At 58.4% G+C, this 14977-nt stretch carries 13 protein-coding genes and 1 pseudogene; 1 reads left to right on the top strand and 13 read right to left on the bottom strand.

The window, feature by feature from the left end:
* Nucleotides 1-170: 170 nt before the first annotated feature.
* From PA598K_RS18020 to PA598K_RS17970, 11 genes and pseudogenes are all read right to left on the bottom strand, one after another.
* Nucleotides 171-557: a RidA family protein gene (locus PA598K_RS18020; RefSeq protein ID WP_128658297.1), complete on the bottom strand. Its 387-nt coding sequence runs from the start codon at nt 555-557 to the stop codon at nt 171-173.
* On the bottom strand, nt 554-1984 hold the full coding sequence (locus PA598K_RS18015) for an amidase (RefSeq protein WP_128658296.1): 1431 nt from the start codon (nt 1982-1984) through the stop codon (nt 554-556). Before PA598K_RS18015 ends, PA598K_RS18020 begins: the two co-directional genes overlap by 4 nt.
* Nucleotides 1981-2169, bottom strand: coding sequence for a hypothetical protein (locus PA598K_RS18010; RefSeq protein ID WP_128658295.1), 189 nt, complete (start codon nt 2167-2169; stop codon nt 1981-1983). The genes PA598K_RS18015 and PA598K_RS18010 overlap by 4 nt, the downstream gene beginning before the upstream one ends.
* 21 nt (nt 2170-2190) lie before the next feature.
* Entirely contained in the window at nt 2191-3225 is a 1035-nt protein-coding gene (locus tag PA598K_RS18005) for an ABC transporter substrate-binding protein (protein WP_128658294.1), read from the bottom strand.
* Nucleotides 3226-3257: 32 nt separating this feature from the next.
* Nucleotides 3258-4145, bottom strand: a complete 888-nt coding sequence (locus PA598K_RS18000) for an ABC transporter permease (protein WP_128658293.1) — start codon at nt 4143-4145, stop codon at nt 3258-3260.
* Entirely contained in the window at nt 4145-4933 is a 789-nt protein-coding gene (locus PA598K_RS17995; RefSeq protein WP_128658292.1) for an ABC transporter ATP-binding protein, read from the bottom strand. Before PA598K_RS17995 ends, PA598K_RS18000 begins: the two co-directional genes overlap by 1 nt.
* Before the next feature lie 123 nt (nt 4934-5056).
* Nucleotides 5057-6718 carry a PucR family transcriptional regulator gene (locus tag PA598K_RS17990; RefSeq protein ID WP_128658291.1) on the bottom strand — a complete coding sequence of 554 codons (1662 nt, stop codon included), beginning with the start codon at nt 6716-6718 and terminating at the stop codon, nt 5057-5059.
* 145 nt (nt 6719-6863) lie between these two features.
* A complete protein-coding gene (locus tag PA598K_RS17985) occupies nt 6864-8351 on the bottom strand; it encodes an alpha-N-arabinofuranosidase (protein ID WP_128658290.1) in 1488 nt (495 codons plus the stop codon).
* A gap of 102 nt (nt 8352-8453) precedes the next feature.
* Nucleotides 8454-9419 (bottom strand): ABC transporter substrate-binding protein, encoded by a 966-nt coding sequence (locus tag PA598K_RS17980; protein WP_260405477.1) that lies wholly within the window; start codon nt 9417-9419, stop codon nt 8454-8456.
* A 152-nt stretch (nt 9420-9571) separates the two neighbouring features.
* The gene (locus tag PA598K_RS17975; RefSeq protein ID WP_128658288.1) at nt 9572-11248 is read right to left on the bottom strand and encodes an AraC family transcriptional regulator; all 1677 of its coding nucleotides are present in this window, start codon (nt 11246-11248) and stop codon (nt 9572-9574) included.
* 255 nt (nt 11249-11503) lie between these two features.
* Nucleotides 11504-11974, bottom strand: a pseudogene (locus PA598K_RS17970) (FAD-dependent oxidoreductase).
* Nucleotides 11975-12579: 605 nt separating this feature from the next.
* Between PA598K_RS17970 and PA598K_RS17965 the strand changes: the two are divergent.
* Nucleotides 12580-12918, top strand: a complete 339-nt coding sequence (locus tag PA598K_RS17965) for a hypothetical protein (protein WP_128658287.1) — start codon at nt 12580-12582, stop codon at nt 12916-12918.
* Between the two features lie 234 nt (nt 12919-13152).
* Here the strand turns inward: PA598K_RS17965 and PA598K_RS17960 are convergent, their stop codons facing one another.
* Both PA598K_RS17960 and PA598K_RS38050 read right to left on the bottom strand, forming a co-directional pair.
* Nucleotides 13153-14367, bottom strand: coding sequence for a VWA domain-containing protein (locus PA598K_RS17960; protein WP_128658286.1), 1215 nt, complete (start codon nt 14365-14367; stop codon nt 13153-13155).
* Nucleotides 14368-14369: 2 nt separating this feature from the next.
* Nucleotides 14370-14977 (bottom strand): DUF5682 family protein (locus PA598K_RS38050; RefSeq protein ID WP_260405476.1); only part of this gene is annotated, 608 nt, incomplete at its 5' end.

Raw genomic sequence — 14977 nt, 5'->3', positions numbered from 1 at the left:
CACTTTCGTAATTCAGGATAAAACGATATGTCATGTTTTTTCACAAAATATTATCTGATTGAACTTTGGTAATACAAATCGCCCAGGGACCACCTCACATGAGGCAATTCCGGGGCGATTAATGCATTCTTATAAGAAATATCGCAGATTCGCCACGTTGCAGCCCTCCCCTACTCCCCCCGCTTGGAGCCTACATACGCCGTGGCTTCCATCTCGATGAGGTACGGGCCGAGGCTGCTGGAGACGGTCATCCGGGCCGGGTAAGGCGGCTTGAGCATGGAGGCGTACACCTCGTTGTATACTGGCTGGTCGTCCAGCGAGGCCAGGTGCGTGGTGATGCGCACGATATGGTCGAGGGTCAAGCCAGCCTCCTGGAGGATCGCCTCGATATTGCGGATGCATTGGGCCGTCTGCTCGCGGATGCCGTCCAGCGGCTCCAGCGTCGCCGGGTTCACCCCGACCTGTCCCGCCACGTAGATCATATCGCCCGCCTGGACGGCATGGGAGAACGGCAACGGGAATTTCGGCGCTTTGTCGGATGTATAGATGGTCGTCATTTGCGTTCCTCCTTGTATAGTTCAGACTGGCTAAGGCGATAGACGCTCTCCGATTCGCTAACCATCGGAGCGGTCTTCAGATGCCAGGACGTCGCCTCCTGATAACGGTGCCCCAGCGCCAGCAGCGTCTCCTCGCCGAGGAGCGGTCCCGCCAGCTGTACACCGATCGGCAGTCCCGTCGATCCGTCTGTCCCCGCAGGGATCGTCATGGAGGGCAGACCGGTGTTGGTGAACGGCCCGTTGAACATCGGATTGCCCGTCTTGTAGCCTGCCAGAGGCAGCGTCGGCGTCGCCGGCGTGAGCAGCGCATCCACCTCGCGTAACAGCTCCATCATCTCGCGCCGGAACACCGTGCGCACGCGCTGCGCGCGCAGGTAGTCCGCCGCGCTCAGCTCCAGCCCCAGCTCCAGCTGCTCGCGCATCGCCGGGCCGTAGCGCTCCGGCTGCTCACGGTAGCTGTCCATATGATAAGCCGCACCCTCCGCCCGCATCGTCATCTTGTGGGCCGCCACCGCTTCGTCGATGCAGTCCGGCAGCTGGATCGCCTTGAACTGCACGCCCAGCGCCCGCAGCACGCCCTCCGCCGCCGCTGCCGCTTGGCCGATGGATGCGACCTCGGGCCGGAAGAAGCCATCGGGATCGGGCAAACCGACCACCATCCCCTTCACATCTCTGCGCATCGCCGAGGTGTAGGACGGCACGGCTCCCGTCAACGTCGAGGGATCGCGCTCGTCCGCGCCTGTCAACGCCTCCAGCACGATCGCGTTATCCTCAGCGGTCCGCGTGAACGCCCCGATATGATCCAGCGTCCAGCTCGCGGTGAACACGCCGTATCGGCTGATCCGACCGAATGTCGGCTTCATGCACGTCAAGCCGTTGTAAGCGGCTGGCCGGATCAGCGAGCCGAACGTCTGCGTGCCGAGCGTGAAGAGCGCCATGCCCGCCGCTACCGCAGCCGCCGACCCCGAGCTGGAGCCGCCGGGGGTGTGCGACAGCAGCCACGGGTTGCGCGTCGGCGGCTCGCCGCCCTGGTACGCATACTCCGTCGTCGTCGTCTTGCCCAGCAGGATCGCTCCGGCCCGCTTCAATCGCTCGACGACGGCCGCGTCATAATCCGGCACGTAATCGCCGTTCACCCGGGAGCCGCCCGAGGTGCGCATGCCCGCCGTGCAGATGATATCCTTGACACCGAACGGGATGCCGTGCAGGGGGCTCAGCAGCCCGCCCTTCATCTGCAACCGCTCGGCCTCTTTAGCCGCGCGCAGCGCGCCTTCGGCATCGACCGTCACCCAGGCCTGGACCTGCGGCTCCAGCGCTTCGATCCGCCGCAGGCAGTCCATCGTCAGCTCCACGGGAGACAGCCGCCGGGCGGCGATCAGCCTGCCCGCCTCGAATATCGTCAGCAGTTGTCCCGAGATCGCGATCATCGCCTCGCCTCCTCGCCGTTCGCAGCATTGGGAGCCACATGCTCGGAGAGCGGGAAAGCCCGGAGCAGGCGCAGCTCCCTCTCATAAGCCGCGCGCTCCTCCTCCGTCACATGTCCGTCTTTGTATCTTTCCCTCTCTAGCGCCAGGAATTGCTCATAGTTCATCTCAGATTCCGTCGTCGCCATGGCGCCGTCGCTCCTTTCTCGTTAGGGCATGAAGCTCGCGTCCACCATATCGGCGTAAGACACGTCCTTGTCCAGATTGCCGATGAAGCGTTGCATATCGATTGCGGCTTGGAACGCACTCTCCGTCAAGGTGCCGTCCTGCGGATACACGTTGCTGTCGATCATCCGCTGCACCGCGTTTTCCACGACTTCTGCCTCCAGGTTCGGGAATTCCTTCTTGGCGATCTCCTTCGTGCCCTCCGGGTCGGCGTGGATGTAATCCAGCGCTGCCTCCAGCGACTTCACCATGCGGCGCACAAGGTCCGGCTGTTCCTTGATCACCTTGTCCGAGGTGTTCAGCGTAGCGAAGGCAAAGTCGGGATAGTCCTTCGTGAAGTCGTAGACGATCTGCAGCCCTTGCACCAGACCTTGATCGAGCTGCGGCTCGTAGACGACCGCGATATCCGCCTTGCCCGCCAGCAGCGTGCCGAGCTCCGAGCCGTTCTGCACCTCGGTAATGGTGACGTCCTTGTCCAGATCGATGCCGTTGTCCGCGAACAGCTTGCGCAGCAGACTGTTGGAGCTGGTCGGGGCGATGCCCGTCACGATCGTCTTGCCCACGAAATCCTGCGGCGTCTCGATCGTCGTCCCCTCATGCGCCACCGCCCATACCGGAGCGCTGCCGGAGAGGATGCTGATCGATTTGGCCTCGCCGCCCTTCGCCTTGGCGAAGGAGACATGCTCGGGTCCGTGGAAGGAGAACGTCGATTCGCCGGACAACACCGATGCCAGCGCGGCCGGGCCGCTGCCTGCTGCCGTAATCGTGGAGACCTCGATGTTGTTCTCTTCGAGGAAGCCTTGGTCCTTCGCCACATACAGCGGCAGGTACAGCAGATTATGATACACCTCCGATACCGCGATGACATCGGTTTTGGCTGGCGGCGTTTCCGTCGCCCCCGCATTCCCTCCATTGCTCCCTGGCGTCGTCTCCGTTGCGCCCGTATTGCCGCACGCCGCCAACACCAGCGAACCGATCAGCGCGATCCCCGTCATCTTCACAGCTTGGCTCCATCTCATCCTCATCCGCTCCATTCTCTATAGTTGTATGATTAAACCGATGGACTCTTCGAGCCCTTGCCTTCGCTCCATGGCAGCAGACGCGACTCCAGCATGCTGACGCAAGCGTACAATACCGCCGCGACGATCATGAGCGTGAAGACCCCTACCCACACGGCGGGCAGATTGAACAGATTGCCCTCGACGAAGATCATATGTCCGAGCCCCTTGTCCGAGGAGATGAACTCCCCGCCGACCACCGACACCAGCGCCAGGCCGATATTGATGCGGAACGCCGAGATGATCCACGGCAGCGACGACGGCACGATGATTTTGGCAAAAATCTGCAGCTTGCTGGCTCCAAAGGACTTCATCAGATTGACCTGCGAATCGTCGATCTGATGCGTCGCCTGATAGGCCGAGAGCAGCGCGACGATAAACGTCGACACGGCTGCGAGCACGATCTTGGAGAAGATACCGGAGCCGAACCAGATGATGATCATCGGCGCCAGCGCGATCTTGGGCACCCCGTTCAGCGCGACGACGAAAGGGTCGACGATACGAGACACGGTCCTGGAAAACCAGAGCAGCAAGCCCGCGAGCGAGCCGACCGCGCTGCCGATCGCAAAGCCCGTCACCGTCGCCCGCACCGTTGCGTAAGCATCCTCCATCAGTTGGCCCGACGACAGCATCGATACCGCCATCTTGGCGATCGCGCTCGGCGAGCCGAGCAGGAACGCATTGACGGCGCCGCCGCGCACCAGCGCTTCCCATATCCCGAGCACGGCCCCGATAATCGCCAGCCGCCATAGCGCGATCGTCAGCCATTCCTTGAGGGCCGCCGCTTGCCGCTTGCGGACGAACTCGCTCTTCCGCTGTGCCGCCACATGCGCCGCAGTGACGCCCGTGCCAGCGTTGCCTGTCGTAGTGGTATTTGCCATTAGCCTACCCTCCCCATCTGGATGTCGAGCTCCGACCATATGTCCTCGAAAAATCCCTTGAACCTCGCATCGCTGCGCGCCTTCATCGCCGATCCGTAGTGAGCGGACAAGCCGATGTCGTACGTCTGCTTGACGTAGGTCGGACGCTTGCTCATGACGAAGATGCGGTCGGAGACGGATATCGCTTCCTCGATATCATGCGTGATGAGCACGCCCGTCTTGCCTTCGTCGCGCAGGATCGACAGGATCTCGTCCTCCAGTACGAGACGCGTCTGGTAGTCCAGCGCCGAGAACGGTTCGTCCAGCAGGATAATATCTGGCTGCGTCACGAGCGTACGGATGAGAGCGACCCGCTGTCTCATGCCGCCGGACAACGTGGACGGATACGCCCCCGCGAACGCCTCCAGATGGTACCGCTGCAGGTAGCTCATCGCGATGTCGCGCCGCTCTTTTTTGCTGATGCCCTTCACCTCGAGCCCGAGCGTGACGTTGTCCAAGATAGAGCGCCACGGGAGCAGCAGATCCCGCTGCATCATGTAACCGACATGGCCGGTCGATTGCCCGATATCCTCGCCTCCTACAGTGATGCTCCCCGACGAAGGCTGGAGCAGCCCCGCGATAATATTGAAAATCGTGCTCTTGCCGCAGCCGCTCGGCCCGACAATGCTGACGAATTCACGCTCCCGAATGTCCATCGTAATGCCGTTCAGCACGGCGATCTCTTGCCCTTCGGCATTCACGAACGACTTGGTCACATTGGATACGCTGATTGCACTTGTTGTCAACATCCTCATCCCCTTTCCTGCTTCATTTTCATTCATGTCAGGAAATATAACATTTCTTATATCGTTATCTTAAACGCTGCTCGCCCTGCTGTCATTAGCGCATTCGTATAGAAAAACAAAATGATTTTAGCTTTTTCGTACAAAAGCATCCGATCGCAGCACGTCCTCCATCGCAAAAGCGACCCGATAGCCAAAGGCGATCTGCGCATCCTTCAGCTTGCGGCCGAGCAGCCGCTCGGCTTTCTCCAGCCGATAGACGACGGTATTGCGGTGCACGAACAGCGCCTTGGCCGTGTCGATCAGATTGCAATGGTTGTCGTAATAAGCGCGAAGCGTGCGAAGCATATCGTTCTGCTCCTGATCCCCCTTGCCCAGCAGCGCCTTAAACGCTTCGTGGTAGAAACGGTCCAGCTCCTCGTAGGGCAGCATACGGAGCAATCGGCCGATGTCCATGCTGCGATACACGGACACGAACCGCCTGCGGTTCATCCCCATGCCGCTCTGCAGGGCGCGGACCGCTTCCTTGTAGGACAGTCCCAGATCGAGCGCCGCTCCGAAGGGACTGCCGATGCCGATGGAGTAGCTGAGCCCTGCGCTTCGATGGATGTCCGCTACCATCGCCTCCAGCTTCCCTACGATCGCATGCTCGTTCCAGTCTCCCTGCCCTTCGAACAGCAGCAAGCCAAACATATCGTTTTTGGCGAACATGACGAACTCGGCATCCAGCCTGGCGAATCCCCGCTTCAGTATAGGATAGTGTCTGTCGCGCTCCGCGCTGACACGTTCGGCGTTGGTGCCCGTCCGGGCAGACGACTCCGCATCCTCCCGAGCTACGATCAACAGCGCGCGGCGGTCCGGCTTCAGGCCGTACTTGGCGCCGCGGTACATCGCCTCCTGCTCCGTGCCGACGAAGCCTTCGATCAGGTCGGAGAAGAAGTCGTTTTTGTACCGGCGGGAGCGTTCCTTGACGGCATGTCGCTTCGTCAGCTCGAGGCCGATGACATGGGCCGCTTGCTCGAGTGCCAGCAGCTGCGGTCCCTGGAGCGGGTAAATGGAGGGGAAGGCGAGCAAATATCCTTCCTCGCGGTAGGTGAAGATCGGGAGGCATTCCAGCTGCCTATAGCGAGGGTCCCCGATACCGGGAATGCACAGCGAGGTCGATGCCTCCGGCAGACTCTGCTGGCTAAGCGCCAGCGAGACCTGCTCCGGTACGATCGCAAGCTCCGGGGAGCGGAGCGCTTCAGACAGGGCAAGCGGGGCGCATTTGGCGTCCAGCAGCAGCACCGGAGCGCCCAGGATGGACGATAGCTTGTCAATGATCCCGGCGAGTCCGTCTCCTCGCATCATGTGATCTGCGAATTGTTTATGGATGGTCAGCGCGTAGTGGAGCTCCTGGTTTTTGTTCTCCAGCAGCACGCCGATCGACTCTCTGAAAATATCGCCCAGCGTCGATTCGATCATCGACAGCTCGAGGATAGGGAATCCGAGGCGATCGGCCTCCTCAAGCGCCGCAGGGGGGATGACGAGCGAGAAGCGTTGAGTTTTGATGGCAAGACCCGCACAGCCCTTCTCGTGCATGCCGCGTATGACGTCGATCAGTCGCTCGGGGCTGTCCTTGAGCAGGTACCCGTTGGTGAGCAGCAGATCGCCGCGTCTCAGGAAGACGACGATATCCGGCGAATCCATAATGTTGACCGACAGCACCTCGCGCGTCTCGCTCCCTTGCGCTCCCGCTAAGATGTGAGCTTTGGACATGATCGTCTCTCTGATCAACTCATGCAGCAGCATAACAACAACACCCCTCTCCACTTATGTTATAAAATCTAACATCAATGAAGAGGGGTGTAAAGGTCAAAATTTGTATGAAAGCGCCAAAGCCGCTATTTTTCTTGTACGAGACACACAACTACGCTGCGCCATTACGATGCGTCCTCTACTCCAACACGAGCTCCGCCACGCAGCAGGCCGGCAGGCTGAGGGAGAAGCTGTTGCCTTGCACGTCGATGTCCGGCAGGGTGCGGATCTCGACCTGCGGCGCTTCACCAAAGGCATTGTGGCTGTTCATGTCGCCGCTGATGCTGCGCACGCCAGCCTTCGTAAAGGCGCGTCCGGCCAGCGTCACCTGCGCCTCCTGCGCGGCATCGGCCGACAGGTTGACGAGGGTGACATGCACCTTGCCGTCGGCCCGCTCCGAGGCGCTAATATGCAGCGTCGGCACCTGTGCCTCCTCGGTGCCCGTCAGGTCCTGCTGGACATAGCTCTCGATGAGCGTCGCGTCCTGATGGCCCTTGTACAGCTCGAACACATGATACGTCGGCGTCAGCACCATCTGCTCGCCCTCGGTCAGGATGACCGCCTGCAGCACATTGACCATCTGCGCCAGATTGGCCATCCGCACGCGGTCGCTGTGGCGGTTGAAGATGTTCAGCGAGACGCCAGCGACGACCGCATCGCGCATCGTGTTCTGCTGGAACAGGAACGCCGGGTTAGTGCCCGCCTCCGCTTCATGCCAGGTGCCCCACTCGTCGAGCATGATCGCTACGCGGCGTTCGGGATCGTACTTGTCCATCACATGCTTGTGCCGGACGATCAGCTCGTCGATGAAGAGCGCCCGCCGCAGCGTGCGATAGTAGTTGGCCTGATCGAAGCCCACCGCTGGCGTCTTGCGCTCCCACTTGTACTCGTCCGTGCTGTAATAGCCCGGCATCGTATAGTAGTGGAGCGACAGGCCGTCCATCCGCTTGCCCGCCATCCGCATCAGCGTCTCTGTCCACTCATAGTCCGCGCCGTCCGCGCCGCAAGCCACCCGGAACAGCTTGCGCTCCCCGTAGTTGCGGATGTACGTCTCGAATTGCTTGTACACATCGGCATAGAATTCCGGACGCATGTTGCCGCCGCAGCCCCAGTTCTCATTGCCGATGCCGATGAACTCGATGTCCCATGGCGCGTCCCGACCGTTCTGCCGCCGCCAGTCCGCCATCGGCGACTCCCCGGCGAACGTCATGTACTCGATCCACTCGCTCGCTTCGCGCGGCGTGCCGGAGCCGACGTTGGCGGCGATATACGGCGCGCAGCCGATCTGCTCGCACAGGTCGAGGAATTCGTGCGTGCCAAAGGAATTGTCCTCGACGACGCCGCCCCAGCCGGCGTTGACCATCCGCTTGCGATCCGCGCCGACGCCATCCTTCCAGTTGTAATACTCGGCGAAGCAACCGCCCGGCCATCGCAAGGTCGGCACCTGGATCTGCCGCAGCGCGGCCGCGACGTCGTTGCGGATGCCGCGCGTATTCGGGATCGGGCTGTCCTCCCCTACGAAGATGCCGTTATAGATGCCGTTGCCCAGATGCTCTGCGAAATGTCCGTACAGGTTTTTATTGATCTGCTCATACTTTCGGCCTGCATTAATGAACACGAATGCCACAAGTCCCGCCTCCACTTGTTCGATATAATAGAACTTCGTTCTTAATTATAACGCTTACAGAAGGGGAGGGCTAGCCCATGGCAAAGCGCTCGACAAAAATTGTTATTCCTTCAACGAAAGCAAACTGTCTACAATAAAATCAAGCTGTTTGTCCAGTGAAAAGATATCATTGTAATACGATAAGCCAAAGCTGATCTCGATCAGACGTCCTTCCTTGACGGCCGGTATGTTGTTCCATATCGCGTGATCGGACAGGTCGAACATGCCTTCATAGGAAGAACGAAACACGATATCCCCGATATAACTTTCCAGCGTCTCAAACGATATATCCAGACCATTAGCTCCCGTCGCTGCGTCGATTTCCTGCTGCAAGATGTCGGGCGCCTTCATCCCCAGATATTCATAAATGATTTGCGAGCCGCGTCCGTAATCCTTGCTTGCCACGACGCCCATCGAGCCTTTTCCTCCCTCGACGATCGTCACCGTTTTGTCCAGCAACCCGGCCTCTGCCAGTCGTTGCTTGCCATCCTCCACCTTCAGGTAGAAAGCCTCCAGCAAAGCAGAGACTTGGCTTTCTTTGCCGAGCGCTTCCCCGACTTGCCTGATCCGCTCCTCTAACGGGGCGTCGAAATAGTTCAGCAACACCGTCGGAGCGATGTCTTTAAGGATCTGATAGGTTTCTTCCGAAGGAACGATGATCAGATCGGGGTTCAGCTCAAGGATAACCTCCCGGTTCGGCTCAAACCATTCGCCCAGCTTGGGAACATCGGCGAGATCCTGCTCAAAGGCCGCCCCTTGGTAGACGCCCGACACGCCTGCCGGCGTCACGTCAAATGCCAATACGTCGCCAAGCATATATAACACCACAACTCGCTGCGGGTTCGTCGGCACCTCGATGTTGCCTTTAACGGTCTCTAGCATTCGGGTCGCCGGTTCCTGATCGCCAGCGGGCGTCTCGGTTGCTTCGACTTGCTCTCCAGACGCTGCCGGCGTCGCCTTATCCCTCGTCCCGGCGTCGCCTGACGAGCAAGCCGCGACCAGCATCATCATACATAACAAACTGAGCATGAAAACCTTCCTACGTGCAACTGAAACCATGATGATGAAGCTCCTCTCAACCTACAAAAGTATTGGTAACGATAATCGTTATCAATACTTTAGCATAGCTGTTTTTCAGCAACAATGTCGCATCTGGACATGAACAGCCGCCAATCCGGACCTCATCTCGCAAAAGCGAGCAGTCTGTCGACGATATAGCTTAATTGGCGATCGAGCGAGAACAGATCGTTGAAATACGACAAGCCGAAGCTAATATCCAGCACGCGCCCTTCCCTCACCGATGGCAGTCGATTCCACTCCTCGCGGGCGGACAGATCCGGCATCCCTGGATAACTCGAACGGAATATAAAATCGCCCGCATAGGCCTCAAGCTGGTCAAACGAAGCATGCACGCCTCTCGCCTGTGTCGCCTGTTCGATCATCTGTTGCAGCTTGGCCGGCGCCTTCATGCCCAGGTACTCATAAACAATTTGCGATCCACGTCCAAACGACTTGCTCGCAATTACCCCAACTCCGTTGTCGCCCCCCTCGACGATCGTTACCGTCTTGTCCAGCAGTCCCGCCTGCCGCAGCTTGTTTTTGCTGCTCTCCAGCTTCTCCTGAAAATAATCCATTCGCCTCCCAAAATCGATCGAGGGGCCCAGCCACTCGCTCAGCCTGCTCATTCGCTCCGCAAGCGACCATTCATAATCGACATATATAACTGGCGCAAGTCCGCGCAAGCTCTCGAAGAGGCGGTGCGAGGGCGCAATAATCAGGTCGGGCTGCAAGTCGCGAATTTTCAGAAGATCAGGCTCATGCCACACCCCCAGCGACACAGCGTCGTTCAAGCGCGGACGAAGGCCGGAGCCTTCGTAAACATCAGACACGCCTACCGGCGTCACATCAAATGAAAGCACATCGCCCAGCAAGTATAGCGCCACGATTCGCTTCGGACGACAAGGCGCATGACGAATCGCCCTCCTGCGAGCCTGCGGGAAATCCACATAGGCGGCACTCTCTCCGCGGTAACGATTGGGAGGAAGGCCCGTGTGCTTTTTAAACCTTTTGGAGAACGAATAGCTATCCGCATACCCGATGCCGTGGGCGATCTCCTCGATCGTCGCGTCCGTCGCCTGCAGCAGCTGCTTGGCATAGTCCATGCGCAGTCGCAGGATATAATCGATCGGACTGAGTCCGGTTCTGCTCTTGAACAGGCGCGCCAGATGGCGCGTGCTGCTGCCTGTCTGGGAGGACAATTGCTCGAGCGAGATCGACTCCAGGAAATGTCCCTGCAAATAATGCAGCGTCTCGACGATTACATCCGGTTGAACGTCCGATGAGTCCTGCTCCCCCAGTTGCAACAGTTCCTGAATGAATGCATTGAAGTAGCCTCTTAACTGCAGTGGCCGAATCGGACCCGCCTGCTGCCAGCATCCATGCATAGCGGCAAACAGCCGCATCACGGCAAGCGGACGTCGGGTGGAGGCGGCATACTGCATGCGGGTAGGGTCCATGTCCAACCCCGCCTCCTCCACAGGCGCGAGCGCCCGATACGCCACTGCATAGCAGACAAAGCCTTTGTCCAGCGCGGTTAGCTGCAGCGCGTTTCCACTGCCGCCATGCAGCACACAGAATCGCTCGATTCGCTGTATTCGATCGTCCAGTTTTGTTTCTGCGGAGCCCTTGAGACCGAATATAAACACGCTGTGCGTCAATTGGGACAAGCTGAGCCGCTCCCCTGCAAGCAGTTCAATATGTTGAACGTCGACAATGTCAACAAACGTCCGATTCCAAAATTCATGCTGTTCATGCCAGCGCAAATCAACCACTCCTTTGGTTGCCGGACCAATGTTCATAAGAAAACCTCTCTAAGGATAATTAATGATTTTGATAATCAATATCAATTAAGTTTAAAACAAGTATACCACGATTATTGTTTTCTTTCCTAACAAATCAACCCCAAACGGGGAGGCGGAAAACGCCTGCTACCTGTTTGGGGTTGATCATTTTTAAATCGTCTTGTACACCTCCTGCGAGCTGCGCAGCAATGCGCCGTTTGCCAGGAGACGCTCCTGGAGCTGGCCGACGTCCAAGGCGTGAGGCATGATGTCTTACTCGATTGCCAGACCAGCAGCCGTTCCGGCGGCCTGGCCTGTTGCCATGCAGCTGGGCGTCAAGCGTGTGGTCGCCAATGCCTCATGTGAGGTAGAGATGCAGCGACCAGCTACCAGCAGATTAACGACACGTTTGGGAACGAGGCAGCGGTAGGGAATATCATAGGCGCCGTCACCCTGCACCCACGCGGCCTGTACGCCTTTGCCTGATGGATCGTGGATGTCAATCGGGTAGCCGCTGCGGGCGATACAATCGTCAAAAGCCCGGCCCTCGACGACATCGGAGACCTGCAGCGTATACTACCCCTCGATGCGACGGCTATCCCGAACCCCAATCTGGGCACCTACCGAAGAGAGGGAGGCTCCTTCAAAGCCTGGCAAATTACGCTTCATGAAATCCGCAACCATAAGCACCTGCTTTCTGCCCTGGACTTCACCTTCGGAGTACCGGAAGCTGTAGTTGGGCAAAGCGTGATATTTCAGGCTGCCCCTAACAAAATATCCTGCCGATGATTACAAAGATGGAAAGTTGACCACCCCTGATCTATTTGTCATACATTTCAAATTACAGCACATCATATATTTCTCCTTCCAGAAATGAATTTGAACTTGATACACCCACGCAAATAAGGCTGCGTGGGTGTACTCACTAACTCGAGTTAGGATTGTTGTCGGGTTGATAGAATTTTGCAGGACCGAAAGCCCCTTGAGACACCCCACTTCGTAGTATTCTAAACATCTTAAACATCCATTGTACGGATATTCCTGATGGTACCTTACCGGTAAAATTGTAGCTGTAAACATCGCCGGATTTAGTTATAACCCCTCCATCAGTCCACCCGACGTTGTACGATAGTACCTTCTGACTTTAGATTGCTGTGGCAGTATCAAGGCACGGTGACGACCGGGGATTGGAACGCCACAGACGTTTGGGAATTCTGCAACCAGCGTTGTTAGCATGGAGAAATACATTATTGAATAATTTCAACTAACTTAGGAAAGAGAACTCAATCTCTGAAACTTTTTTCCAGTTCCATCGTCTATATTCTAACCAAAAGATAGGAGAGGAAATAATGTTTAAAACCAAAGGTCTGTTCTTAAGTCTCATTGTTCTTGTAGTTTTGATAAGTTCGGTGATACTTGCGAGATGGAGTCCTTGGCTGAATGAATCTTATATTGAAACAATTGCTGTACAAAAATTTGAACTTATTAATGCTGATGTCCAAGATGGCTGTGGGTTTAATTGTGAAAATTGTGGCTTTAAAGGTATGGAGGCTGTGCCATTCGGCAGAAAAATATGGATAGAATATAACTGTGGTGGTCCGTATGATAGTGAAAATCCCCCTCCTAACATTACAACAACCGGAATGGTATCCTTTTTAGGTAAAGTGAACTTTAATGGTTTCGAGTGAAATATTAAACAAGCTGACTCGCCTGAGGGCGGAGTCAGCTTGTTTATAATACTAAATTCTAACTATAATTAATGCCGTTTTGATGGAAAGAGAATTTTGCATTCACATCACTGACATGGAATCCGGCGAGCTGCTTCACGGCGGGCTGGAGTTGCCGGTGAACGGTGTCCGCGTGCTGAAGCGGCGGGATCACTAACCGCTCTTGCTCTGTCGCTGCCCACACCTAGAGACAAGTTATCTCTTCTGTGGCCCCTGCGATTGGGTAAGCTTGGCGGACAGTGCAACCAAATCATCGCCCTTCAACGCCCCCTCGACGAGTGCGGGCAGCAGGTCCGGCGTGCAGGCAAAGGAAGGCGTGCCATCCCGCGCGAACTGTCGCGCCAGCCGCTCGTCATAGTAGGGCTGCCCCTGGTCCGACAGCGCCAGCAGACACATCGTTTGCACGCCCGCCTCCCGCAGCTCCCGCATGCGGCGGATCAGGCGGCCCTGGTTGCCGCCCTCCATCAGGTCGGAGATGAGGATGAACAGCGTCTTCTTCGGCTCCGTGATGAATTGCTCGCAGTACTGCACGGACTTGTTGATGTCGGTGCCGCCGCCGAGCTGGATGCCGAACAGCATATCGACCGGATCGTTGGCGCATTGCTCGGTCAGATCCACGACCTGTGTATCGAATGCGACGACACGCGTGTCTAGCGCCGGCATGCTGGCGAAGATCGCAGCGACCACCGACGCCCAGATGACCGAGTCGGCCATCGAGCCGCTCTGGTCGATATCGACGATGACGGTCCATTCCCGACTGCGGCGAGCCCGGTCATAGTAGTAGATGCGCTCCGGGATGAGCTGCTGGCGGCTCGCATCGTAGTTTTGCAGATTGCGGCGGATCGTCCGGCCCCAGTCGATGCCGGTCAGGGAGGGCAGCGGCGAATGGCGACGCCGGTTCAGCGCACCCGTGACGGCGCGACGCAGCTCCTGCTCCAGCCGCTTTTGCAGCTCCTCGACGACTGCCTGCACCAGCTGCCTCGCGGTATCCTTCGTCTTCTCGGGGATCTGTCCCTTGAGCGACAGCAGTGTCCCGACCAGGCCGATATCCGGCTTGACGGAGGCGAGCAGCTCCGGCTCGAACAGCAGCTGCTTCCAGCCCTTGCGCTCCATCGCGTCCGCCTGGATGATCGAGACGATCTCCTCGGGGAAAAGCGACCGCACATCGCCGAGCCACTTGGCCAGGCGCGGCGCTGATGGTCCGTTACCGCCCCTGCCGCTTCTCGTGGAGCCGCCCTCCGTACCCTCGGTCGTCTTGTCGTAGATTGCCGCCAGCGCCTCGTCCATGATCGCCTCCTCCGGCGTCAGGCCAAAGGCGGCTCCGCCCTGCTGATTGAGCTGCTCCTCCGCATCCTTGCCCAGCACCAGCCGCCAGCGCGCCCACAGCTCCTTATCGACGTTAGCGCTCATGATCAGAAGTCCTCAAAGTCAAATTCATTCAGCTCCTCGATCTGCTTTTGTTCCTGCTCGTTCAACTCGCCGCCCAGCAGCTCGGATGCCTGTTGGCCGCCGACGCCCCATAGCTCGCCCAACACCTCGGCCACCATCGCCTTCTCCCTCGGAGAGAAGACGCTGAAGGCGCGGCGCAGGAACACGAGCGCCCGCGCGAACTGCTCCTGCTCCAGCGCAGCCAGATAATCGTTGAGCTGCTCCCACAGCGCCGTCCGCGAGACGAGCGCGTAGCGATTGCGCTGCGCCAGCCCTTCGAACCAGCCCGCCCCCAGATCGGCCGGGGTGCCCGGCGAGAGTCGCCGAGACACCTCCCGCTCGCACGCGGCGGCGCTCAGCACGCCCCGCTCCATCAGGATCGCGCAGGCCAGTCCGGACAGGCGCGGATTGCGATCATCGCGCGAGGATAGCTCGGCGAGGCTGTCCAGCCATAGCGACTCATCCAACTGCTCGCTATGCTCCTGCGCAGCGGCGTGCAGCTGACCGATCGCCTCGGTCATCGCCGTCGCTGCCTCGTCATTGCAGCCGCTCGCCCCGACTAGATAGAGGCTCGCCCGGGAGAACAGCCGCT

This window comes from Paenibacillus sp. 598K (assembly GCF_003851045.1).
GTDB lineage: Bacteria > Bacillota > Bacilli > Paenibacillales > Paenibacillaceae > Paenibacillus_D.
The sequence above is the reverse complement of the archived record's forward strand: the minus strand, read 5'-3'. Positions and strand labels throughout refer to the sequence as shown.